The sequence below is a fragment of the Rhodanobacter lycopersici genome, from assembly GCF_040812335.1.
GTDB classification, from domain to species: Bacteria; Pseudomonadota; Gammaproteobacteria; order Xanthomonadales; family Rhodanobacteraceae; genus Rhodanobacter_A; species Rhodanobacter_A lycopersici.
In genome coordinates this window covers 919,066-939,501 of record NZ_JBFOHK010000002.1, presented here as the reverse complement: position 1 = coordinate 939,501, position 20,436 = coordinate 919,066, and the positions used below count along the sequence as shown (strand labels likewise).

23 protein-coding genes are annotated in these 20,436 nt (G+C 64.6%); 12 read left to right on the top strand and 11 right to left on the bottom strand.

Annotation, left to right across the window (positions count from 1 at the left end):
* Nucleotides 1-113: 113 nt before the first annotated feature.
* From ABQJ54_RS11090 to ABQJ54_RS11055, 8 genes are all read left to right on the top strand, one after another.
* Nucleotides 114-1,268 (top strand): ATP-grasp domain-containing protein, encoded by a 1,155-nt coding sequence (locus ABQJ54_RS11090; RefSeq protein WP_367854348.1) that lies wholly within the window; start codon nucleotides 114-116, stop codon nucleotides 1,266-1,268.
* On the top strand, nucleotides 1,265-2,140 hold the full coding sequence (locus ABQJ54_RS11085) for a succinate--CoA ligase subunit alpha (protein WP_367854347.1): 876 nt from the start codon (nucleotides 1,265-1,267) through the stop codon (nucleotides 2,138-2,140). Before ABQJ54_RS11090 ends, ABQJ54_RS11085 begins: the two co-directional genes overlap by 4 nt.
* Complete coding sequence (locus ABQJ54_RS11080; protein WP_367854346.1) at nucleotides 2,133-3,338, top strand: acyl-CoA dehydrogenase family protein; 1,206 nt, start codon at nucleotides 2,133-2,135, stop codon at nucleotides 3,336-3,338. The genes ABQJ54_RS11085 and ABQJ54_RS11080 overlap by 8 nt, the downstream gene beginning before the upstream one ends.
* A 23-nt stretch (nucleotides 3,339-3,361) precedes the next feature.
* On the top strand, nucleotides 3,362-4,036 hold the full coding sequence (locus ABQJ54_RS11075; RefSeq protein WP_367854345.1) for a dienelactone hydrolase family protein: 675 nt from the start codon (nucleotides 3,362-3,364) through the stop codon (nucleotides 4,034-4,036).
* Between the two features lie 32 nt (nucleotides 4,037-4,068).
* Nucleotides 4,069-5,073: an amidohydrolase family protein gene (locus ABQJ54_RS11070; protein WP_367854344.1), complete on the top strand. Its 1,005-nt coding sequence runs from the start codon at nucleotides 4,069-4,071 to the stop codon at nucleotides 5,071-5,073.
* 56 nt (nucleotides 5,074-5,129) lie between these two features.
* Entirely contained in the window at nucleotides 5,130-6,536 is a 1,407-nt protein-coding gene (locus ABQJ54_RS11065; protein WP_367854343.1) for an MFS transporter, read from the top strand.
* Between the two features lie 3 nt (nucleotides 6,537-6,539).
* On the top strand, nucleotides 6,540-7,295 hold the full coding sequence (locus ABQJ54_RS11060) for a class II aldolase/adducin family protein (RefSeq protein ID WP_367854342.1): 756 nt from the start codon (nucleotides 6,540-6,542) through the stop codon (nucleotides 7,293-7,295).
* Nucleotides 7,296-7,520: 225 nt separating this feature from the next.
* Nucleotides 7,521-8,867, top strand: coding sequence for a carbohydrate porin (locus tag ABQJ54_RS11055; protein WP_367854341.1), 1,347 nt, complete (start codon nucleotides 7,521-7,523; stop codon nucleotides 8,865-8,867).
* 280 nt (nucleotides 8,868-9,147) lie between these two features.
* On the opposite strand, the gene ABQJ54_RS11050 is transcribed toward ABQJ54_RS11055, so the two are convergent.
* The 3 genes from ABQJ54_RS11050 to ABQJ54_RS11040 all read right to left on the bottom strand — a co-directional run bounded on the left by ABQJ54_RS11050 (nucleotide 9,148) and on the right by ABQJ54_RS11040 (nucleotide 10,921).
* Nucleotides 9,148-9,516: a hypothetical protein gene (locus ABQJ54_RS11050; protein WP_367854340.1), complete on the bottom strand. Its 369-nt coding sequence runs from the start codon at nucleotides 9,514-9,516 to the stop codon at nucleotides 9,148-9,150.
* A complete protein-coding gene (locus tag ABQJ54_RS11045) occupies nucleotides 9,509-9,658 on the bottom strand; it encodes a hypothetical protein (protein ID WP_367854339.1) in 150 nt (49 codons plus the stop codon). The genes ABQJ54_RS11050 and ABQJ54_RS11045 overlap by 8 nt, the downstream gene beginning before the upstream one ends.
* A 351-nt stretch (nucleotides 9,659-10,009) precedes the next feature.
* On the bottom strand, nucleotides 10,010-10,921 hold the full coding sequence (locus ABQJ54_RS11040; protein WP_367854338.1) for a LysR family transcriptional regulator: 912 nt from the start codon (nucleotides 10,919-10,921) through the stop codon (nucleotides 10,010-10,012).
* Between the two features lie 136 nt (nucleotides 10,922-11,057).
* Between ABQJ54_RS11040 and ABQJ54_RS11035 the strand changes: the two genes are divergently transcribed.
* The 4 genes from ABQJ54_RS11035 to ABQJ54_RS11020 all read left to right on the top strand — a co-directional run bounded on the left by ABQJ54_RS11035 (nucleotide 11,058) and on the right by ABQJ54_RS11020 (nucleotide 13,883).
* Nucleotides 11,058-11,603 carry a carboxymuconolactone decarboxylase family protein gene (locus tag ABQJ54_RS11035; protein ID WP_367854337.1) on the top strand — a complete coding sequence of 182 codons (546 nt, stop codon included), beginning with the start codon at nucleotides 11,058-11,060 and terminating at the stop codon, nucleotides 11,601-11,603.
* 68 nt (nucleotides 11,604-11,671) lie between these two features.
* Nucleotides 11,672-12,145: a nuclear transport factor 2 family protein gene (locus tag ABQJ54_RS11030; RefSeq protein WP_367854336.1), complete on the top strand. Its 474-nt coding sequence runs from the start codon at nucleotides 11,672-11,674 to the stop codon at nucleotides 12,143-12,145.
* Between the two features lie 78 nt (nucleotides 12,146-12,223).
* Nucleotides 12,224-13,078, top strand: a complete 855-nt coding sequence (locus ABQJ54_RS11025) for an alpha/beta fold hydrolase (protein ID WP_367854335.1) — start codon at nucleotides 12,224-12,226, stop codon at nucleotides 13,076-13,078.
* A gap of 34 nt (nucleotides 13,079-13,112) precedes the next feature.
* Nucleotides 13,113-13,883 carry an SDR family oxidoreductase gene (locus ABQJ54_RS11020; RefSeq protein ID WP_367854334.1) on the top strand — a complete coding sequence of 257 codons (771 nt, stop codon included), beginning with the start codon at nucleotides 13,113-13,115 and terminating at the stop codon, nucleotides 13,881-13,883.
* A 468-nt stretch (nucleotides 13,884-14,351) separates the two neighbouring features.
* Here ABQJ54_RS11020 and ABQJ54_RS11015 read toward each other — a convergent pair whose 3' ends face one another.
* The 8 genes from ABQJ54_RS11015 to ABQJ54_RS10980 all read right to left on the bottom strand — a co-directional run bounded on the left by ABQJ54_RS11015 (nucleotide 14,352) and on the right by ABQJ54_RS10980 (nucleotide 20,418).
* A complete protein-coding gene (locus ABQJ54_RS11015) occupies nucleotides 14,352-15,398 on the bottom strand; it encodes a hypothetical protein (RefSeq protein WP_367854333.1) in 1,047 nt (348 codons plus the stop codon).
* 501 nt (nucleotides 15,399-15,899) lie between these two features.
* Complete coding sequence (locus ABQJ54_RS11010) at nucleotides 15,900-16,415, bottom strand: DoxX family protein (RefSeq protein ID WP_367854332.1); 516 nt, start codon at nucleotides 16,413-16,415, stop codon at nucleotides 15,900-15,902.
* The gene (locus ABQJ54_RS11005; RefSeq protein ID WP_367854331.1) at nucleotides 16,406-17,215 is read right to left on the bottom strand and encodes an HvfC/BufC family peptide modification chaperone; all 810 of its coding nucleotides are present in this window, start codon (nucleotides 17,213-17,215) and stop codon (nucleotides 16,406-16,408) included. The genes ABQJ54_RS11010 and ABQJ54_RS11005 overlap by 10 nt, the downstream gene beginning before the upstream one ends.
* Complete coding sequence (gene bufB / locus ABQJ54_RS11000) at nucleotides 17,190-18,023, bottom strand: MNIO family bufferin maturase (RefSeq protein WP_367854330.1); 834 nt, start codon at nucleotides 18,021-18,023, stop codon at nucleotides 17,190-17,192. The genes ABQJ54_RS11005 and bufB overlap by 26 nt, the downstream gene beginning before the upstream one ends.
* A 43-nt stretch (nucleotides 18,024-18,066) precedes the next feature.
* Nucleotides 18,067-18,384, bottom strand: a complete 318-nt coding sequence (gene bufA1 / locus ABQJ54_RS10995) for a BufA1 family periplasmic bufferin-type metallophore (protein WP_367854329.1) — start codon at nucleotides 18,382-18,384, stop codon at nucleotides 18,067-18,069.
* Nucleotides 18,385-18,467: 83 nt separating this feature from the next.
* On the bottom strand, nucleotides 18,468-19,130 hold the full coding sequence (locus tag ABQJ54_RS10990; RefSeq protein ID WP_367854328.1) for an NrsF family protein: 663 nt from the start codon (nucleotides 19,128-19,130) through the stop codon (nucleotides 18,468-18,470).
* Nucleotides 19,131-19,134: 4 nt separating this feature from the next.
* Nucleotides 19,135-19,656 (bottom strand): sigma-70 family RNA polymerase sigma factor, encoded by a 522-nt coding sequence (locus tag ABQJ54_RS10985; RefSeq protein ID WP_367854327.1) that lies wholly within the window; start codon nucleotides 19,654-19,656, stop codon nucleotides 19,135-19,137.
* A 507-nt stretch (nucleotides 19,657-20,163) separates the two neighbouring features.
* The gene (locus ABQJ54_RS10980) at nucleotides 20,164-20,418 is read right to left on the bottom strand and encodes an aldehyde dehydrogenase family protein (RefSeq protein ID WP_367854326.1); all 255 of its coding nucleotides are present in this window, start codon (nucleotides 20,416-20,418) and stop codon (nucleotides 20,164-20,166) included.
* Between the last annotated feature and the right edge of the window lie 18 nt (nucleotides 20,419-20,436).

Genomic DNA, 20,436 nt, shown 5'->3' with positions numbered 1-20,436 from the left:
AATTGTCCATTTGCGCCGCACACACCATCCCTTAACGTCCGGAACCGCGGTGGCATGGCGCATAGCGCGTGCGTGGTCCGCATCGTGACGCCCCCCATGAGGATGCAACACACGTGCTTCTACTTGAGCATGACGCCAAGGAACTCGCCCGCGAACAGGGCATTCCCGTTCCCGCCGGCGTTTTCGTCGATTCGCGCTCCGCCGACGGCGCGCACTTCCCTGGCGGCGGTGCCTGGGTGGTGAAGTCGCAGGTCGACGTGGGTGGGCGCGGTAAAGCCGGCGGCATCGGCTTCGCCTCGTCCAAGGAAGACATCGCCGCCTTCGTCCACCAGCACGCCGATGCCGCCATCAGGGGCCACAAAGTCGCCGGCTTCCGCGTGGAGGAGAAAATCGCCTTCGCGTACGAGGTCTATCTCGGCTTCATGGTCGATGCCGCGCAGCGCGGCGTGCGCGTTCTGCTCTCGGCGCAGGGTGGTGTGGACGTGGAAGCGCACGCGCAGCATGGCGATGCCATGCTGACCGCGCTGGCAATGCCCGACGAGGCCTCGCTCGTCGCGGCGGCCACACCACTAGTCGTGCAACTGCCGCCCGAGCTGCGCGCGCCGATCGGCGAGGCGGTGGCCGCGCTGGCACGCGTGTTCCTGCACTTCGATGCCACGCTGCTCGAAGTCAATCCGCTGTTCGTGCGCGCCGATGGCAGCTGGGTCGCTGGTGACATGAAGCTCTCGCTGGACGAGAACGCGCTCGAGCGCCATCCCGAGCTGGAGCGCGTGGTGCTGTCGCGTCCCTCGGTCTACCGCGAGGCGGTGTTCAAGCTTGAACAGGGCTTTGACTACGTGGAGATCGACTCGCGCGGCCAAGTCGGCCTGCTCACCACCGGCGCAGGTCTGAGCATGATGCTGATCGACGAGATGCTGCAGGCCGGCCTGCACCCGTACAACTTCTGCGACGTGCGTACCGGCCTGTTGCGCGGCGTGCCGACACGACTGATCGAGGTACTGAAGCAGTTCGCGCGCGGCGGTGACATCGCGGTCGTGCTGGTCAACATCTTCGCCGGCATCACCGACCTGGACGAGTTCGCGCGGCTGCTGCTGGAAGCGCTGGACGCGGTACCCGAGGTCAAGGTTCCCGTGGTGGCACGCCTGATCGGCAATAACCTGGAAGCGGCCACGCGGCGTATCGCGCAGTCGGGCCGCGCGATCACCGTGGAGACGGATCTGGACAAGGCCCTGCGGCTTGCTGTGGCGCGGGCGGGGGTAGTGGCATGAGCGGCTTCGCGCTCCATCCCGACATGAAGGTGATCGTGCAGGGCGCAACCGGCCGCATGGGCAGCCGCCACGCCGAACTGATGAAGCAGTACGGCACAAACATCGTCGGCGGCATCGCTGGCGCTAGCGTACGGCGCGCCGAGTCGGCCATCCCGCTGTTCGACCACTGCGCCGACGCCGTCGCGGTGACCGGCGCGCAGGCTAGCATAACGCTGGTGCCGCCGATGGACGTGCTGAAGGCGGTCACCGAGGCGCTGGAAGCCGGCATCAAGCTGATCGTCTCGCCGTCCGAAGGTATGCCAGTGCGCGACGCCATCGTCGCCTGCCATCGCGTGAGGGAACACGGGGCGCACTGGATCGGCCCGTCCACTCCCGGCCTCGCCATCCCGAACAAGCTCAAGCTCGGCTTCATCCCCGACGTGTCGCTGGTGTCCGGACCGCTCGGCGTGATGTCCAAGAGCGGCACGCTGTCCTACGAGACCTGCTTCCGCCTGGGCAGCCGCGGCATTGGCCAGTCCACCTGGATCGGCGTCGGCGGCGACTCGGTGAAAGGCTCGCGCTTCGCCGAGCTGCTGCCCTACTTCCACCGCGACGCGGACACGCGCGCCCTGCTGATCCTCGGCGAGATCGGCGGCAGCGAGGAAGAGGAACTGGCCGAGGCGATCCGGCAGCTCGGCTTCGCCAAGCCGGTGTTCGTGCTGCTCGCCGGCGCCTCCGCGCCGGAGGGCGTGACGATGGGCCATGCCGGCGCGCTGGTGCAGGGCGGCCGCGGCACCGTGAAGTCGAAGACCGAAGCGCTGCGCGGCGCCGGCGCGCGCGTCTTCACCCGCATCGAGGATCTTGTGAACGGAGTGCTAGCCAGCGATGTCTGACCTCATCACCCAATGTCTTACGGACGCGTTGGCCGGCATCCGCCTGAGCAAGGAACAGCGCCGCCGCGTTGGCCAGGTGCGCGAACTGGTGCAGGGCGAGTTCAAGGCGCGCGGCAAGGAACTGCTGGACGGTTCCTTCCCGTGGGAAAACATGCGCCAGCTGGCCGGCATCGGCGTGCTCGGCATGGCCGTGGCGAAGCCTTACGGTGGCTCCGAGCTTGGCGTGTTCGACACCGCGCTGGTGCTGGAGGAAATCGCCAAGGGCTGCTACATCACCGCGATGGCCGTGCTCGGTGAAGTGGGCACGCAGACCCGCGTGATCTCCACCTTCGCGCCCGAGCACATCAAGCGGCAGTACCTGCCCGCGGTGTGCGCCGGCGACTGCGTGCTGTCGATCTGCATGACCGAGCCGCACGCCGGCACCGACGTCGCCAGCTACACCACCAACGCGACGGTGTGCGGCGACAAGGTGATCCTCAACGGCATCAAGTCGCTGATCAGCCGCGCCGAGGAGGCCGGTCTGTTCGTGGTGTTCACCCGCGTCGACGGCAGGCCGGGCCTGGACGGCATCGGCTGCGTGCTGGTCGAGAAGGACACGCCGGGGCTGGCGCTTACCGCCAAGGTGCACACGCTGGGCGGCGAGAACCTGCACGAGGTGAGCTTCACCGACTGCGAGCTGCCGCTGGACCACCTGGTGGTGCGCGAGTCCGGCCTGAAGTCGCTGCTCAGCGCGTTCAACACGCAGCGCTGCCTCAACCCGAGCATCTCGCTGGGCCTGGCCGAGGGCGCGTTCGATGAGGCCGTCGGCTATGCGCGCAAGCGCAAGGCCTTCGGTCGTTCCATCGGCGATTTCCAGGGCATGCGCTGGAAGCTGGCCGACATGTTCATCGGCATCGAGTCGGCGCGCTGGATGCTCTACCGCGCCTGCCTCTCGGCCAACCCGTTCCCCGACGCACTGCTGGCCGCGATGGCGAAGATCCGCTGCAACGAGATGTCGCTCGCCGTCACCAGCGAGGCGCTGCAGATCCACGGCGGCTTCGGTTTCACCGACGACAGCGTGGTCTCGCGCCTGTACCGCGGCGCGCGCTACGGCACGCTGGGCGGCGGCACCTCGGAGACGCTGCGCGACCTGATCGGCAAGCGCGTCTCCAGCGGCTTCGACGAGAGCGTCGGCATCTCCGGCCTGGCCGAAGCCTGACCGGAGCATCGAGGAAACGACCCATGGGCAAGCACATCGAGATCACCGCCAGCGACGGCCACCGCCTTTCCGCCTATGTCGCGGAGCCGACCGGCACCACCATCGGCGCGATGGTGATGGTGCAGGAATTCTTCGGCGTGAACCCGCACATCCGTGCGATGGCCGACCAATATGCACGCGACGGCTTCCACACCATCGCGCCGGCGATCTTCGACCGCGTCGAACGTGGCGTGGAGCTGGGCTATGACGAGGCCGGTATCCAGAAGGGCCGCGAACTGCGCGCCAGGCTCGACCTAGACCAGACCATGCTGGACGTGCAGGCCGCGATCGACGCGGCGGCGCCGTCCGGCCCGGTCGCCGCGCTCGGCTACTGCTGGGGCGGCTCGCTGGCCTTCCTGGCGGCGGCACGGCTGCAGGGGCTGGCCTGCGCGGTGGGCTACTACGGCGCGCAGATCGCCGGGCATGCGGGCGAGCGGCCGCGCGTGCCCGTGCTGCTGCACTTCGCCGAGCACGACGAGTACATCCCGCTGGCCGACGTCGAGACGATCCGCGCCGCCCATCCGGAGATCGAGATGTACCTGTATCCCGGCACCGAGCACGGCTTCAGCTGCAACGACCGGCGCTACTACCAGCCGTTTCCCGCGCTGCTGGCGCGCGGCCGCTCGCTGGCTTTCCTCGCGCAACACATGCGGCGCTGAGCGCGCCATCAGCCACAGGCGGACGAAAACAGATGCACGTCGATTTCCACACCCACCTGATCTCGCCGCCGGGCATGCTGCCCGACTGGGCGGCCGCGTTCGGCTCCGGCCGCTGGCCGCGCCTGCTGCCACCGGACGACGACGGCAACGCCACGCTGATGATGGGCGAGACCGTCGTCATGAAGCTGGACGAGCGCTTCTGGTCGCCCGAACGCCGCATGCTCGACATGGACCGCACCGGCATTGGCATGCAGGTGCTCTCGCCAATCCCGATGCTGAGCTGCTACTGGGCGCCCCCACAGGGCGGGCACGCGGTGGCACGCTATCTCAACGATCACATCGCCGAAGTGGTCGCAAAGCATCCGTCGCGCTTCGCCGGCATGGGCACGGTACCCCTGCAGGACATCGAGCTCGCCATCGCCGAGTTGCGCCACCTGCGCGAGTCGCTGGCGATGCGCGCGGTGCAGATCGGCACCTTCCCCGCCGGCCGCGAACTGGACGACACGACGCTGTTCCCGTTCTTCGAGGCTTGCCGCGACCTCGACATGGCCGTGTTCGTGCATCCGATGCAGCCCCTGATCGGCATCGAGCGGATGCGCCAATACTACCTGCCGAACATCGTCGGCAATCCGCTGGAAACCGGGCTGGCGGCGACGCGGCTGATCTGCGGCGGCGTGCTGGAGAAGCTGCCCGACCTGCGCATCGGCTTCGCCCACGGCGGCGGTGCCTTCCCGCTGGTGCTGGGCCGGGTGGACAGGGGTTTCGCCGTGCGCAGTGAGATGCGCGAGCACATCGATTGCCCGCCCAGCGACTACGCACGCCGGCTCTACGTCGATGCGCTGACCTTCGACGCGGCAAGCCTGCGCTTCGTGGTGGACAAGCTCGGCGACGACCACGTACTGCTGGGCAGCGACTATCCCTTTGGCCTCGGCGACGACGATCCGGTCGCCACGGTGAAGGCCGCCGGCCTGCCCGACGACGTGGCCCGCGCAATCCTCGCGGAAAACGTACGTACCTTCCTGGGCGAGGACGCGTGACCGTGGACACGATCCTCGCCGCCCCCGCCGGGTCCGGCCACCTGCACGGAGCCGCCATGGCCGGGTCCGGCCAGGTCATCGACATCGATTCCCTGGTCGACAGCCAGAAGATCGGCGCGCTGGTGGTCCGCATCGTCGCGCTGTCGCTGCTGGTGCAATGTGCGGATGGCTTTGACCTTGCCGCCATGTCCTACGCCGCGCCGGAGCTGATCCACAGCTGGCATCTCGCACCTTCCAAGCTCGGCCCGGTGTTCAGCGCCGGGCTGATCGGCATGGCGGTGAGCGGCCCGCTGCTCGGCTACGTCGGCGACCGCTTCGGGCGGCGCGTGGCGATCCTTGTCTCCACGCTGGTCTACGGCGTATTCAGCCTGCTGATGGCGGTCGCGCCGGACCTGCAGGTCATGTTGCTGTGCCGCTTCATCCTCGGCATCGGCTTGGGTGGTCTGCTGCCGAACACGGTGGCGCTGAACGCGGAGTTCGCACCCCGGCGGCTGCGCGCCACGCTGATCATCGTGATGTTCATGGGACTGGCGGTCGGCGGCATCCTGCCCTCGGTGGTGGCGATCACGCTGCAAGCGCACTTCGGCTGGCAGGTATTCTTCGTGGTCGGCGGCATCGGACCGCTGCTGCTGGCGGTGGTGCTGTATTTCCTGCTGCCGGAGTCGATCAAGTTCCTGGTGGCGAGGGACGGCGAGGTCAGTCCGAGCGCCACGAAGTGGGCTGCGCAGCTGCGCCCCGACCTGCGTATCGACAAGCACACTCGCTTCGTCGCCGCTGCGCCGCGCCAGGGCACGCACGACTTCAAGCCGAACCTGCTGTTCGCTGACGGACTCGGCGGTATCACCCTGCTGGTCTGGCTGCTGTTCTCGGCTGCGCTGATCGTCAACTTCTTCGTCAACAGCTGGATGCCGACGCTGTTCCGCGCCAGCGGCCTCAGCATCGACCAGACCGCGGTGACACAGGCGGCGTACTACGTCGGCGGCATCGTCGGCGGGCTACTGATCAGCAGGCTGATCGACCGCTGGGGCATCGTGCCGATCATGGCCTACTTCGCCATCGGCGGCCCGGTGGTCGCGGCCATTGGCACGCCCGGCCTGTCGCACATGGCGCTGACCGGCATGGTGTTCCTCACCGGCGCCTGCGTGCTCGGCAGCCAGCTCGGCATGAACGCGGTCACCGGCATGATCTATCCCACCAGCATCCGCTCCAAGGGCGCCGGCTGGGCCAGCGCGGTCGGCCGCTTCGCCTCCACCGGCGGACCGATCGTCGGCGGCTGGCTGATCGCGCGCAGGACGCCTCTGCCGCAACTCTTCCTGGCCCCGCTGGCGCCGCTGGCAATCGGCGCGATCGGCGCGGCTCTGCTGCTCTACCTCTGCCACCGCCGATTCCGCGAACTGCGCCTCGGCGAGACGCGCGCGCAGCCGGCCGGCGGCGACACGCTCCCCCCGATTTCGAGGAACTGACCCATGCAAGCCAGCCCCACCGCCGCCGAACCGATCGAGACCGAAGCCGAGCTGCGCGGCAAGACCGCCACGATGTGCATGATGCTGAACCTGCAAGGCTCCATTGGCATGTTCGGCCACGTCTCGATCCGTGTGCCCGACACCGATCGCATTCTGCTCAGCCCCGGCGCGGGTTCGGAGAAGGGCGCGATCAGGCCCGAAGACGTGTTCGTGTTCGACATTCACGGCGAGATCCTCGAACACCCCGGCGGTGAGATCCCGCTGGAGTGGCGCATCCACACGCAGATCCACCGCGACCGCCCGGAAATCATGAGCGTCACCCACCTGCACGCGCAGCACTCGACCCTGCTCGGCATCGCCGGGCGGCCGATCGTGCCGGTGTTCCTGCACGGCGCCTTCCTGCACACCGGCGTGCCGGTCTGGGACGACCCCCGGCTGGTGGTGAACGACGCTCAGGCCGCCTCGTTATCGGCGGCGCTGGGCAAGAACGTGGCAGTACAGCAGCGCGGCCACGGCAGCGTGGTGGTGGGCGAGTCGGCCGAGATCGCGTTCTTCCGCAGCACTTTCTTCGAGGAGAACGCGCGCAAGCAGGTCGAGGCGGAAATCCTCGGTGGCGCGCTGCCGCTGAAGCCGGAGGAAGCCGCCGACTGCGCTCGCGGCACCTTCAACCCGCGGCTGCTGCGGCTATTGTGGGGCTATTACGAACGCAAGGCGCGCCAAGCGCTCGCCAACAATACGCCGATGCCGGAAAGCTGGTAGCGCCGGGAGTGACGAAACACGGTCGACGCGTCGCAGAAACAGCGCCGCGCCGGCCTGAAGAAAAGCCAGGGAATAGGGCTGTCCAGGCGGGAAGCAAGCAGCACTGCGGCAAAGGCCGGGGGTGCTGGCGGGAGGGTTTTGCCCGCGTTCTTGGATGGCTCGTAGTAAATGCTGCAGGCAAGACACCCGCAGCCAAGCCACGACAACGAGGGGAGGAATCCAGCCATGGGACACAGCAAGGCCACGGGAAAAACCACCGGCACGCGCGGCCGTATCACGGCCGCCTGCCTGATCGTGCTGGCGTGCTACGTGACCGCAAACGCACATGCACAAACCCAAACGCAGGACCCTAACACCGCCACCTCGCCGGTGGAAACGCCGACCGATTGGCTGCACGATACCGGCTTCCTCGGCGACTGGGGTGGCGAACGCACCCAGCTGTCGAACGACGGCTACAACTTCTTCGGCAACCTCCAGTCGCAGACCTCCTCGATCACCCACGGCGGCAAGAAGCGCGGCACTGCAACCACCTACCAAGTCGTCGCAGGCACTACGCTCAACCTCGACAAGCTGATGGGCATCCCGGGTGGCAACTTCACTTTCGCCGTCTCCGACCGCTTCGGTTCCAACGCCTCCAACTGGGCTGGCACCAAGGTCATCATCGACAGCAACTACGGCGAAGGCGAGAACTTCCGCCTGGCCAACCTGAGCTTCCGGCAGTCGCTGCTCAAAGGCCGGCTCAGCTACCAAGTCGGCTACTTCCCGGCGGCGGCTGAGTTCGACTACAGCCCGATCCTGTGCGGCCTGCTCAACCAGGGCTTCTGCGGCCACCCGAACTCGCTGGCGGCCGATTCCTCCGGCATCCAGAACCCGCCCGGCGCGCAGATGGGTGCGCGCGTCACCGGCTTCATCCTGCCGGACGTCTACCTCAAGGTCGGTGCCTTCAAGGTAATCCCGCGCGATTACGTCAACAACGCCTACGGCTTCCACCTCGGCACCGGCGGCGCCACCGGTAACATCTACCTGAGCGAACTGGGCTGGGACGCGAAGCTCGGCGAGCAGGGGCTGGTCGGCCACTACAAGATCGGCGGCTACTACGACACCAGCGATGCCCCGGACGTGGTGGACACGAGCATCCAGCGCAAGGGCCGCACCAACGGCTGGCTGGCCATCGATCAGATGGTCTACGGTATCGGCCCAGACGCGAAACGCGGCCTGGTGCTGTTCCTCAACCTCACCGAGGCCGGCCGGAGCAATGAGCAGATCCAGAGCTACAACTCTGCCGGCTTCGTTTTCCTCGGCCCCTTCGCCAGCCGGCCGGACGACATCCTCAGCCTGGGCTGGGCCAAGTCCGACATCAACGGCCGCATCCTCGCCGCCGAACGTCAGCGACGACCGGACGTCAGATACTACGATGCGGAGAAGTACATTGATCTCTCGTACCACATCCAGCTGACGCCTTGGCTGTTCATCACACCCGACGTCCAATACCTAATGGACCCAGGCGTCTACAGTAAGACGCACTATCCTAATGCGATAGTCGTCGGCGGTGAACTAGCCATCAAATTCTGATCGACGTCGGGACATAGCCCTCCCTAAGCGGCCGTCATTTAAAAGGAGAACATCTGGCAGTCTTGGCTGCCGGAACTCGACGGAATTTGCTGGGTCATTACATGATTCCGGACGTCGAGGGAAGGATCGGCAGACGACGATGCCGAAGGTGAAGGCGTTGGCATGACAGATTCCTTGGATGAGACGGCATAACGCCCCGGGCCCGGCTTCTGCCGGGCCCGGGGCGTATGTCGCCATGAGAGGGAAAGGTAGGGGGTGAACCGCAGCAGGGGAGCCAGGCTCAGCGGGACGTGTCGCCAAAGGTATGCCCGCAGGTACGACAGCGGTGGTTGTGCAGGATGCTCCGGTCGATGGTTTCACCCAGACGCGAACCGGCCGCACAGTCCGTGGCCCCGCCGACAATGCCGTCGATGACCACGCCAACTGCTGCGCCAAGCAGCACTCCGATGGGGCCACCCAGGACACCGGCCTCTGCACTCGCTACGGCGGCAGCGACGCCACCAGTCGTTCCCACGATGGCGCCAATCGCTCCGCCGTAGTGTCTTGCCAGGTTGCGTGGTTCGACGTGCGTCGATCGGCATTGGGAGCAGCACGACGTGAACTCCATGAGGTCGCCGCTCCATTCGTCGTCCGGGAAGGCATCATTCATGGATGTCGTCCTTCAGGCGATGGGCTACGTACCGGCGCAGACCCCACGACCATAGGAAACCCGCGAGGAACAGGATGGCGAACACAATCAGGCATTCGACAAGGGAAGAACAGGCGTAACCCACCCATGCGTTGTTGAACATCACCAAGACTCCATGAGGATGTGGCTTCCGGACGTAAAGCATGCGAAAGGAGCAGAGAACGCTCTGCTCAACAGGGCGATGTGGATTTGAAAGACGTTGGATTGAGACGCTGCTATACCAAGCTTGCGCGCGCCAGCAGATCGCGATCACTCGAACCCGTTTGACGGCCTGCCCAGCCTTGGGAATCGCGCTGGACAACCGCTTTCCCAACGCACGATTTCCGTGCTTGCCTAGATGTATGGCATTCGAACCATGGGTTGGGTACTAAACAAGTAGTTGGATCAACTATTTGGATGGTGGTGGGCTCAAATCGAGAAACCTTGCAGCATCCGACAAGCGCCATCCAGACCTTCAGTTCACGCATTGCGGGGCACGCGAAAGATGAATCAGCGCTTCCCGCAATCGCGGCACGGCGAAATCGATGAAGCTTCGCAACTTGAGCGGCATCTGACCCCGAGCTGCATGGAGAAGATGGACAGGTACCAGCTCAGGCTCGTAGCTTTCCAACACGATCTGCAGCTCGCCATCCCGCAGTGCATCAGCCACTTGGTAATGCAGCAAGCGAGTGACACCTGCTCCTCGGATGGCTGCCAGTACCGCCGCCTCGGGTGTTGTCACTGCGAGCCGAGGAAGAATGGAAACCTCATGTGTCGTCCGTGACCCTGGCAAACGAAATCGCCAGTACGGTACGGGCATGGGGGTGATGGCCGCCACGCACGGATATTTCAACAGGTCGTCCGGCTGCCGTGGGGCACCGTGAGCTGCAAGCAGCGCAGGACTCGCGCAGGTGACGGTTCTCATCACGCCCACTTGGGTGGCCACCATGGAGCTGTCCGGCAATTTGCCGATGCGCACCGCCATGTCCACGTGATCGTCGATGAGATCGATGTTGCGATCGGTCAGTATGAGGCGAAGGTTGATCTCCGGATACATGGCAAGGAAGTCGGTCACCACCGGCAGCAAATGCAGACGGCCGAAGAAGACCGGGGCGGTCACCACCAGCTCGCCTTTGGGTGTGCTGAATTCGCCTGCCGCCTCGCGCTCGGCGCTCTCCACTTCGTCAAGGATGCGCCGCGCGGCCAGCACATAAGCCTGGCCGGCATCGGTCAACGCAAGTTTGCGTGTCGTGCGAAAGAGAAGCCGCGTTCCCAGATGCGCTTCGAGATCGGAAATCCTGCGACTGAATGTGGCCAGAGGGATCTTCAAAGCTCGCGCCGCCGCAGAAAAGCTGCCTTTGTCCGCAACGGCGACGAGCATCGACATGGCTTCAAGACGATCCACAGACTATTCCATTTTCTGGAAAGAACATTTCCAATGTTGCCAGATTATCCTATCAAACGGAAAGACGCAGTATCTCCTTCGCCCAAGGCCGTACCGGCCTTCCACGAAGGAGTTCGCCATGTCTCGCCTCCCCATTCCGACCGTCGATTCCGCCCCGGAAGCATCCAGGCCGATTCTCGATGCTGTGCATAAGCAACTGGGCGTTGTACCCAACCTGTTTCGGCTGATCGGTACCAGTCCAGTCGCGCTTGGCGCATTCGCCGGCTTCCAAGCTGCATTGTCCAGAACGTTGGATGTCAAGACGCGCGAACGCATCGCGTTGGCGGTCGCCCAGGTCAACGGCTGCGACTATTGCCTGTCTGCCCACAGTTATCTGGGACTGAACCTGGCCAAGATCAGCCCCGAAGAAATGACCCTTAATCGCCGGGGCGCATCGGGAGACGCCAAGGCCGGCGCCGCAGTCGGGTTCGCCTCGAAGGTGGCTTCCCTGCGCGGTCACGTCGAAGACACCGACATCGCGGCCGTGCGTGCCGCAGGGTTCAGTGATGCGCAGATCGTGGAAATCATCGCGCTGGTCGCGGAGAACACGTTCACCAACTACCTCAACGAAGTTGCCAGGACCGACATCGATTTCCCCGTCGTCCTCGCAAAGGAACTCGCCTGAGGCATGCCAGGCCCCACTAGAACCGGAAATACAGTTCGACGTGCCGGGCCCAGAACCCTTGGAGAAACATGATGGACACCGCCAGACCTCCCTTTCCGCCGTTCACGCTTGAAACGGCCATCGAGAAAGTGCGCCTCGCCGAGGATGGCTGGAACAGCCGTGACCCCGCCAAGGTGGCCTTGGCCTATACCGTCGACAGCCAGTGGCGCAATCGCGCCGAGTTCGTGAATGGCCGCGCAGCGATCGTCGCGTTCCTGACCAGAAAATGGCAGCGCGAATTGGACTACCGGCTCATCAAGGAACTATGGGGTTTCCGCGAGAACCGCATGGCTGTCCGCTTCGCTTACGAATGGCACGACGACAGCGACCACTGGTTCCGGTCGTATGGAAACGAGAACTGGGAGTTTGACGAGGACGGCCTGATGCGAAAGCGCTTCGCCTGCATCAACGACGCTCCCATTCGCGAAGCGGACCGCCGTTTCCACTGGCCGCTGGGTCGGCGGCCGGATGGTCATTCTGGGCTGAGTGACCTCGGGTTCTAGCCGGTCGCTTTCCAGGTTCCTGCAACGATCACTTCAGGACGGTTATCGCACGATGGCCAGACGTGTTGGAGAACGCTCATGACACATACCACTTACCGAAGCGTCGACGTGGATGGCTTCAAGATCCACTACCGCGAGACCGGCTCGCCCGATAAGCCCAAGCTCCTGCTGCTGCACGGCTTTCCGAGTTCCAGCCACATGTTCCGCGACCTGATGCCGCTGCTTGGCGATCGCTTCCATATGGTCGCGCCCGATCTGCCGGGGTTCGGCCAGTCAGACATGCCATCGCGCGAAGCGTTCGCGTACACGTTCGACCATATTGCCAGCGTGATCGACCGTTTTACGGACGTGGTGGGCTTCGATCGCTTCGTGGTTTACGTCTTCGACTACGGCGCGCCGACCGGTTTTCGCCTTGCTGCGAAACATCCGGAGCGTATCGCCGGAATCATTTCGCAAAACGGCAATGCCTATGTGGAAGGGTTGAGCGATGGCTGGAATCCGATACGCGCGTACTGGGAAAAGCCCTCGGCGGATAACCGTGAAGCGTTACGCGCTTTCCTCGCGCCGGAAACCACCCGCTGGCAATACACGCACGGTGTGACGGATGAATCCCTCGTGTCGCCCGACGGCATCGCGCTCGACAATCACTACCTTGCACGCGAAGGCGCGCACGAGGTCCAGCTGGATCTGTTCCTCGACTATCAAAGCAACGTAGCGCTTTATCCCGCCTTCCAGGCGTATTTCCGCAAACATCGCCCACGCTTCCTGGCGGTGTGGGGCAAGAACGATCCATTCTTCCTGCCGCCGGGTGCGGAAGCATTCAAGCGCGACATACCCGATGCCCAGGTGCGCTTCTTCGATACGGGACACTTCGCCCTGGAGACGCACGCAAAAGAGATTGCGCAAGCCATCCGCGAGTTTTTCGCGACCTGAGATCTGTCAATAGCAGTCGGATACGGAGAAGAACATGTCCCACTCAACGGCCATAGTCACCGGTGCAAGTCAGGGCATCGGTCGTGCCACGGCGGTGCGCCTGGCCAAGGATTTCGGTTCGCTGGTGCTGGTCGCCAGGAATCGCGATCATCTGCTGGAGACGGCGGGGATGGTCGAGGCGGAAGGCGCGAAAGCCTTGGTGCTGGATCTCGACCTCGCGGAAAAAACTGCCGCGAAAATCGTCGTCGAGAAGACGCTCTCCGCATTCGGCCGCATCGATGCACTGGTCAACATCGCCGGAGCCGTGCCGCAAATCGATCTGTTCGAGATGACAGACGAACAGTGGGATGCCGGCATGGCGCTCAAGCTACACGGTGCCCGGCGGTTGACCATCGAAGCGTGGCCCGCGCTCAGGCAAGCCAACGGATCGGTGGTGTTCACCTCGGGCAATTCGGCGATCTTTCCCAAGGCGCCGTATGCTGCTGTCGGCACCATCAACGCGGCGATCACCGCGTTGGCCAAGGCGTTTTCCGATCGCGGCATCGGTGATGGAGTGCAGGTCAATAGCGTGTTGCCCGGCCCCGTGATGACGGGGCGTCGACGCTCGTATCTGGAGCACTGGGCGCCGTTGCATGACATGAGTGTGGCCGAAGCGACCGAGCATTTTCCGCGCGAAGCCGGCATCGCCCGTTATGGCAAGCCGGAGGAGATTGCCGAACTGATGGCGTTCCTGGTGTCGCCCGGTGCACGTTGGATGACTGGAGCCTCGCTTCGCATGGACGGCGGTGAGGTCAAATCAATCTAGCTGCCTATTGAGCAACACTCTTCCACCGCGATGATGAGGCTCTCGGCTATCTGCCATCGGCGCAGTTCACGAGAGACAGGTGCCAGAAGCAATGGCCGAGAGATCCATCGGCGCGCATATCGGCTTGAGGTACGTGTTCTTCATCACCGCCGCCTTTCTCCTGGCGTGCGCATGGCTGAATTGGCATTTCGTCCGCATCACCTTCCGCGAGGGCAAGACAGCATAAAACAAGCGAACAACAAGACCGGCTTCATGTATGTCATCTCTTAGTTAGCATGACCCACACGTTCGTTCCGATGCGCGGCCCGTATCCTGCGCCCGCGCCCTGCAGTGGCGAGATGCGCATCCGGGATCCGTCGTCAGTCCGCAAGCCTATGGGCCGAGCGAGGTACTCGTCCCAAATGGGGTGCTGAGGGAAAGTGGCGTACCGGGGAGCGTCTTCGCTCCCCGGTACGGATAGGCAGCTGCTCAGTTGAAGCGGTAGTCGTTGTGCATGATCGCGATACCGTTGGTGGCGGCATTGTTGAGGGTGACGCTGCTTTTCAGGTTGAAGTCGCCGTCGCCGTCCACGCCGAAAATGGACACGTGCGAGACGGAGCCGTTGGCGTCGACTACCGCCGCAAGGCCGTCGCCATAGGCGATATCCGTCGGATCACCGTTGAAGGTCGCCACGACGGCCGCGTCCTGAATGATCTTCTGGCCGTAGACCGCATAGCGGGAAACGGAGCGGCTGGGCGAGTTGGCTGTGAAGAGGAAGGGACCATCGAGGGCGGCCCAGCACGGCGCCATTTGCGTGCCGGAGCCCGTGACCGTCAGCACGGCGTTATGGCGCACGAGACTGATCTCGTTGGCGTGCGCGATGGTCACGTAGGCATCGTCGCCGCGCGTGGCCAGGCCGAACGGTGCGTTGACGTTGGCAGGGATGTTGGCCACCACCTGGGGCGAGCCCGATATGGCGCCCTGGTAGTTCAGGTCGACCGTCTCGATGGCATTGCTTTTTTCGGAGATGACCAGTTGTCCGTCCAGGACGCCCACCTGGGCCGCGGAGCCGTCGGCGATGGCGAGCCTGGTTTTGCCATCGGGGGTGGAGCTTATGCCGTACGGGCCGATCAGGTGCGACTCGATGTAGGTCGTGGTGAGAATGTAGAGATGATGCCGGCCGAAGGCGACGCTCACCGGATTGTTCAGGGCGGGAACGATCTTCTGCAACTGCAGCGGAACGCGGCCGTCGCCTTTCTTGAAGACCGAAACATCGCCGGATCCGAAATTGACGACGGCCAGGAGGTCGCGGCTCTGGGCGATACCTCCTGCATTGCCGGTAACGCCACCGGAACCGCCAGTCCTGGACTGTTCGACCAGAGCACCTTGGGGATTGTAGACGAGCAACTCATTGTTGGACGTGTTCGACGAGGTGACGATGAAGTCGCCATCGTTCCAGCGGGGGCCGGTCTGTGCATTGACGGCGCCGGTTACCAGCAGCGCAAGCAGCGCTGCTCCGTAGACTGCCTTTTTCATGGTTCTTCCTCGAATTGAGCGTGGGTGACGGCGGCAACAGGTGTTGTCGCGGCAGGGTGTTGCCAACGGCCGTGCGCATCGACCTACGCCTACTTCGACGAGAAGTTCTATCGGGTTACATGCCTGCAAACACGTTGTGCACTTTGTGACACTGATCGCAGGGTTGCGGGCTTATTGATCCAGCTCGCAAACAGTAACCGCTGATGTCCTTCGATCCCGCGTGGCCGTACTCAAGGCAAACGGTGCGTGCGTCGCATGTGCTGGCCGGACCGATAAGCAGTTGTCTCGCGACCCGGTAAACGACCCACGCCATGGAACGAGCGCTGGGAGGATTGCAGCGGAAAACCCGACTCACCCGGCAGTTCGACGTGTCGGCATATGGACCTTCATCCAGTCAAACGCCTTCTATAGGGCGCCCTGCATCACCCGCTGCGGAGCCGCGGCGCCAACTCGCTGCACTCGTGCCTGCCCTCGCGGTGATCGATGTGCGAACCGGTAAACTCATCCTAATTGCAGGGCGCCACTCGCTCCGCGCCAGCGCCGCCACGTGATTCCGATCAACTTGTCCACCGACAGCGCGCCCGGGCCCCAAGCGATCACGGCCATCAGCATCAGGCCCCAGACCTTGTGGTCAGCGAAGTCCGTGGTGTTGAACAGGCTGTGCCAGAAACCGTGTGGCCACAACGCCGGGAACGACGTGAAGGCAATGATGTTGTAGACGAACAGGAACAACGCGAACGGACGTCCAAACAGGCCGAGGCCCACGAACCACGGCACGATCAGCTCGATCCAGGTGCCAAGCCCTGCCGCGAAATCCGGTGGCAGCAAGGGTACGTGGTACATGCTCTCGAACAGGTAACGCGTGCCCTCTGGATCGGCGATCTTGACCAGTCCGGCCTGCCAGAACGCCCATGCGACCCAAAGGCGCATGCTTAGCAGGGTGACCGGGCCCAACCAGCGAGCGAGCCCGTCGGCGGTGCGGGTATAGCAGTCGTTGATGCAGTTAATCATCGACATGGCGCGGGTTCCTCGCAGGATTCGTCGAATGGATCGATGGCACTAATCAGGTTTTGCCGGCAAAGGCTGGCAAGGCAGGCCGCAAGGTCGAAGGCGGGATCGCGCGCCTGCGCCGCCGCGTGTGCCGCATCGAGCGTATCGCCGCTGGCGAGTGACGCGATGCAGGTGAAGCTCGCGGGGTCGACCCCCGCCATCGCGACCTCGCTGTCTTCGCGCCACAACACCACGTATTCGCCTTCGCCATCCAGCACGAGCCGTTCGGAAGTCGGCTGGATCGCATAACGCCAGATCGTCAGGATCGGGTGCACACTCGCCCATAGTCGGACGCTCGGATGCAGACCGATCCGCAGCGATTCGCCGGCATGCGCCAACCCATTCGTGAAAGTGTCTGGAGCCGTGGGTTCGGCATCGGCCGCCAGTGCGCTTTCCTGCCGCAACCATTCCAGCCGCGCGACGTCAGGCAAGTACGCGAGCGCGTCCATATCCGGCAGCGTTTCCAGATACTCGGCAAAGCGTGTGCCGAACGCCTGCAGATTGCCCGACGGCGAAGGATGCGCACCGCGATAGCCGCGCACGGCCTGATCGAAATAGTCCTCGCCCACCAGCGCCAGCACCGCGGGATACGTGATGCGCAGTGCGCCCGTGTGGATCGCCTCGCTGCTGTGGCGGTAGATGCGCAGGCGCGCATCCGGTTCCAGCCCGTTGCCGAGGATTACTGCGCGCGGACCGGGCGCGTCGGCGTCGTACAACGCGTCGAGGAATTGCCGCTGCCACTCAGGCAGCGCGGGCACGGCGTGCATCGAGCACCTCCTCGGCGCGTGCAGCTTCGTCCAGCAGCACGTCCAGTTCGGGAATGTCCTGATCCCATTCGATCAGGGTCGGCACCGGCCCGAACAGGTCGACGGCGTCGGCGTACAGCGCCCAGACCTGCACATCCACGCGCCGGCTGTGCGAGTCGATCAGCAACGGAACCGGCAGGTTGTCCTTGCGGGTGAAACCGGCCAGGTGCATCTCCTTCACGGCCGCGCGTGGAAGCGCACGCAGATATACATGCGGATCGAAGCCATGGTTGATGCTGTTGACGTAGATGTTGTTGACGTCGCACAGCAGACCGCAGCCGCTGAGCCGCACCGCTGCGGCGACGAAATCCCATTCGGCGTAGTCGCCGCCTTCGAAGCGCAAATACGTCGAAATGTTCTCGACCAGGATGTCGCGGCCGAGCGCGTCCTGCACCTGCCCGATCCGCGACACTATGAGCTCCAGCGCCTCCTCGGTGAACGGCAACGGCAAGAGGTCGTTGCTGTGCCGGCCGCCGAGCGCGCCCCAGCACAGGTGTTCGGACACCAGCGCGGGCTGGTAACGATCGACGATTTCGCGCAAGCGCCGAAGATGCGCGCGATCCAGTTCGTCCGCCGAACCCAGCGACAACCCGACGCCGTGCAGGCTCAAGGGATAATCGGCGCGAATGCGTTCCAGTGCGTGGTGGAAGCTGCCGCCCGCGGCGAACAGGTTTTCGCTGTGGGTTTCCAGCCACGCGATCGGCGGCCGTTCGGCCAGCACGCGGGCGACGTGCGGTGCGCGCAGACCGATGCCGGCACGCGCCGGCATCGGTTGCATCCCCGTGGCAGTGGGATACGTCACGGGGCGATGCTCACGCGGCCTTCAGGCTACCGCCCGCGATCTTGGTGCACAGCCCCGCCGGCACCGCGACGAAAGCGCTCGGATCGTTAGCCTTGGAGTCCTGCCCCGCGCAGGAATGCCCTGGTGACACGCAGTCGTTCTTGTAGGCCGCATTGATGCCGTAACAGGGGGTGTAATGGTTCTTTGCCATCATCGCATCCGTCTTTTGCGGCGGGGTCATCTTCATCATCGCGTCGCGCTGCCCGGCGAAAGCGGTGGATGCCAGCGACGCCATGCCGAGCGTCAGCGCGCAGGCCAGGCTGCTCTTGAGGAGGGTGGTGCTGTTCATGGACGTGTCTCCGTGATGGAAAGAAAAGGGTGGAAGCGGCCGATCCGTTTCCACCCCTCTTTTCGCTACCGGAACACCCGCGGTTACATCCGGTGTCGTAACAACAGCCGGTTGCCCCATGCCGCATTTATCGCCACCACGATGGTGACGGCCAACCCGTGGACGAGGAGATCGGAAACCGTCGACTCGAAAGGATGAAAGATGGCTAGCAGGGCCGCCGAGGCTGCGGCGCTCGCCAATCCCAGCAGGCAGGCGGTGAGTGCCGGGCGTAGCGGACAAGCACGTCGCAGCAACCACAGCAGCAACGCCGACAGCGGGATCGAGATAACGACGATGAACGTCAGGCAGTGAACCGTGGACTGATACGCGCTGGCGATGGTCGTACCGGGAGCCAGCCAGGGCTGTAGGCAGCCCAAGCCGCTGGCGCCGATCCACAGCAAGGCGCCGGGCAACGGCAACCACGCCCATGCGCGCGAACGCCCTGGCACGGCGAGTGCGAGGGCGGCCCACGCGGCACCGACCGCCGTGAGGACAGCGCCAACGGTGGCCCAGGCCAGGTCGGGTGCACCCGCCCAGCGCCGCAGCATCGCGGTGGCGCCGGAGTGCCACAGCAGCAATGCCGCGATCACGGCCACCAAAAGCGCCCATACGAGCATGCGGAGCCATGGCGACCGCAGGCGTCGCACCGGTGTCAGCCCGGCGCCGAGCGACACGATCAGGCTTTGCTGGCGTGGATCGGCCGACACGGTTCTAGGATTCTCCATGCAAGCGCGCACGCAACGCTTTCAGCGCCCGGTGCAGGCTCACCTTCAGCGCGCCAGTGTTGTGGCCGGTATGGGCCGCAGCATCCGCCAAGGACTGTTCTTCGAGGCCCAGGCGCTCCACTGCTTCGCGTTGTCGCGGTGGCAGCTCCGCGATGGCCGCGCGCAGGCGGCGCGCCTGCTGCATTTGTTCGCTGGCGGTGCTCGCATCGTCCGGGTCGGCTTGCTGGTTGAGGGCGATTTCGTCATGGACCTCGCGGCGGCGGCGACCGTGCCGGCGCAGCGCGTCGACCGCGCGCCGGCCGGCGATGGCGGCCAGCCAGGCATCGTAGGAGCGCGATGGATCGTAGGTATGGCGTACCCGGTGGACGGTGAGCAGGGTCTCCTGCACCACGTCATCGAGCGAATCGGCCGGTATACCGCGTCTTCGCGCCACGTGGCGGATCAGCACGACGGAATCCGCCAACACGCGCTCGTAGGCAACGCGGTCGCCCACTTGCGCAGCGGCCATCCATACCCTGCGCCGATGGTCGGCTGGCGCGCCGGCAGCGTCGGCTAACACGTGGCTGCGGGGCTCGGCCCGGGAACGATCATCATGGAGCACGACTGCAGTGCCTGCGGTCACGGGCGGGATACCTCGCCAAATGCCTTGAGGAATGGTTCGCCACGGTCAGGCTGGAAGTTACCTTGCCGACTTTCTTCCCCGCCACGCCGGTGTCGCGGCTGCCGTTCTGACCTGCGAAGGTGTCGATGCTGGCCTTGATGCTTTCTCCTTTCGGGTCAACCGAGGTCGCACCCATCCTGTCCGTGCCGCGATTTGGCCGACGGGGCGGACGGGGCGCGCCGCTTGCGCTCGAAACACAGTGGAGAGCCGATAGGCACAGAGAATCCGCTGCGCGAGGAAACCGCCCGGTGGCGGGGAAAGGGTTCGCAGCAGACGAATCGCCTGCACGATGCCGCCCGGCGCCTGAGCCCCGTCGTGCCCGATCATCGCCCGCATCGGTCCGTGCCTGGGTGGTCATGCCGTCACGATCAAAATGGCCATGATGGGGCTATGGCGAGGCGCCGGCCGCCACCTTGGCCAGGGCCTTGATGTCCTTGTTCTCGTAGGTACTTGCGGATCATCCGTCATGCCGTTGGTCAGGACACGGCCGACACGAATCCGGGAAGCCACGCGGCGTACCCGTTCCAGATCGATTCCGAAGACGCAGGTATGCAGTCCGTACCTGGAGTCATGGGTGATCTGGATAGCCTCGTCGTATATGGCTTTCATGCCGCGAACTCGGAGAGG

Coding starts and splice junctions, on each gene's coding strand:
- ABQJ54_RS11085 (WP_367854347.1), top strand. CDS start 1,265: ATGAGCGGCTTCGCGCTCCATCCCGACATGAAGGTGATCGTGCAGGGC.
- ABQJ54_RS11080 (WP_367854346.1), top strand. CDS start 2,133: ATGTCTGACCTCATCACCCAATGTCTTACGGACGCGTTGGCCGGCATC.
- ABQJ54_RS11075 (WP_367854345.1), top strand. CDS start 3,362: ATGGGCAAGCACATCGAGATCACCGCCAGCGACGGCCACCGCCTTTCC.
- ABQJ54_RS11070 (WP_367854344.1), top strand. CDS start 4,069: ATGCACGTCGATTTCCACACCCACCTGATCTCGCCGCCGGGCATGCTG.
- ABQJ54_RS11065 (WP_367854343.1), top strand. CDS start 5,130: ATGGCCGGGTCCGGCCAGGTCATCGACATCGATTCCCTGGTCGACAGC.
- ABQJ54_RS11060 (WP_367854342.1), top strand. CDS start 6,540: ATGCAAGCCAGCCCCACCGCCGCCGAACCGATCGAGACCGAAGCCGAG.
- ABQJ54_RS11055 (WP_367854341.1), top strand. CDS start 7,521: ATGGGACACAGCAAGGCCACGGGAAAAACCACCGGCACGCGCGGCCGT.
- ABQJ54_RS11050 (WP_367854340.1), bottom strand. CDS start 9,516: ATGAATGATGCCTTCCCGGACGACGAATGGAGCGGCGACCTCATGGAG.
- ABQJ54_RS11045 (WP_367854339.1), bottom strand. CDS start 9,658: ATGTTCAACAACGCATGGGTGGGTTACGCCTGTTCTTCCCTTGTCGAA.
- ABQJ54_RS11040 (WP_367854338.1), bottom strand. CDS start 10,921: ATGTCGATGCTCGTCGCCGTTGCGGACAAAGGCAGCTTTTCTGCGGCG.
- ABQJ54_RS11035 (WP_367854337.1), top strand. CDS start 11,058: ATGTCTCGCCTCCCCATTCCGACCGTCGATTCCGCCCCGGAAGCATCC.
- ABQJ54_RS11030 (WP_367854336.1), top strand. CDS start 11,672: ATGATGGACACCGCCAGACCTCCCTTTCCGCCGTTCACGCTTGAAACG.
- ABQJ54_RS11025 (WP_367854335.1), top strand. CDS start 12,224: ATGACACATACCACTTACCGAAGCGTCGACGTGGATGGCTTCAAGATC.
- ABQJ54_RS11020 (WP_367854334.1), top strand. CDS start 13,113: ATGTCCCACTCAACGGCCATAGTCACCGGTGCAAGTCAGGGCATCGGT.
- ABQJ54_RS11015 (WP_367854333.1), bottom strand. CDS start 15,398: ATGAAAAAGGCAGTCTACGGAGCAGCGCTGCTTGCGCTGCTGGTAACC.
- ABQJ54_RS11010 (WP_367854332.1), bottom strand. CDS start 16,415: ATGTCGATGATTAACTGCATCAACGACTGCTATACCCGCACCGCCGAC.
- ABQJ54_RS11005 (WP_367854331.1), bottom strand. CDS start 17,215: ATGCACGCCGTGCCCGCGCTGCCTGAGTGGCAGCGGCAATTCCTCGAC.
- bufB (WP_367854330.1), bottom strand. CDS start 18,023: ATGCCGGCGCGTGCCGGCATCGGTCTGCGCGCACCGCACGTCGCCCGC.
- bufA1 (WP_367854329.1), bottom strand. CDS start 18,384: ATGAACAGCACCACCCTCCTCAAGAGCAGCCTGGCCTGCGCGCTGACG.
- ABQJ54_RS10985 (WP_367854327.1), bottom strand. CDS start 19,656: ATGGCCGCTGCGCAAGTGGGCGACCGCGTTGCCTACGAGCGCGTGTTG.
- ABQJ54_RS10980 (WP_367854326.1), bottom strand. CDS start 20,418: ATGAAAGCCATATACGACGAGGCTATCCAGATCACCCATGACTCCAGG.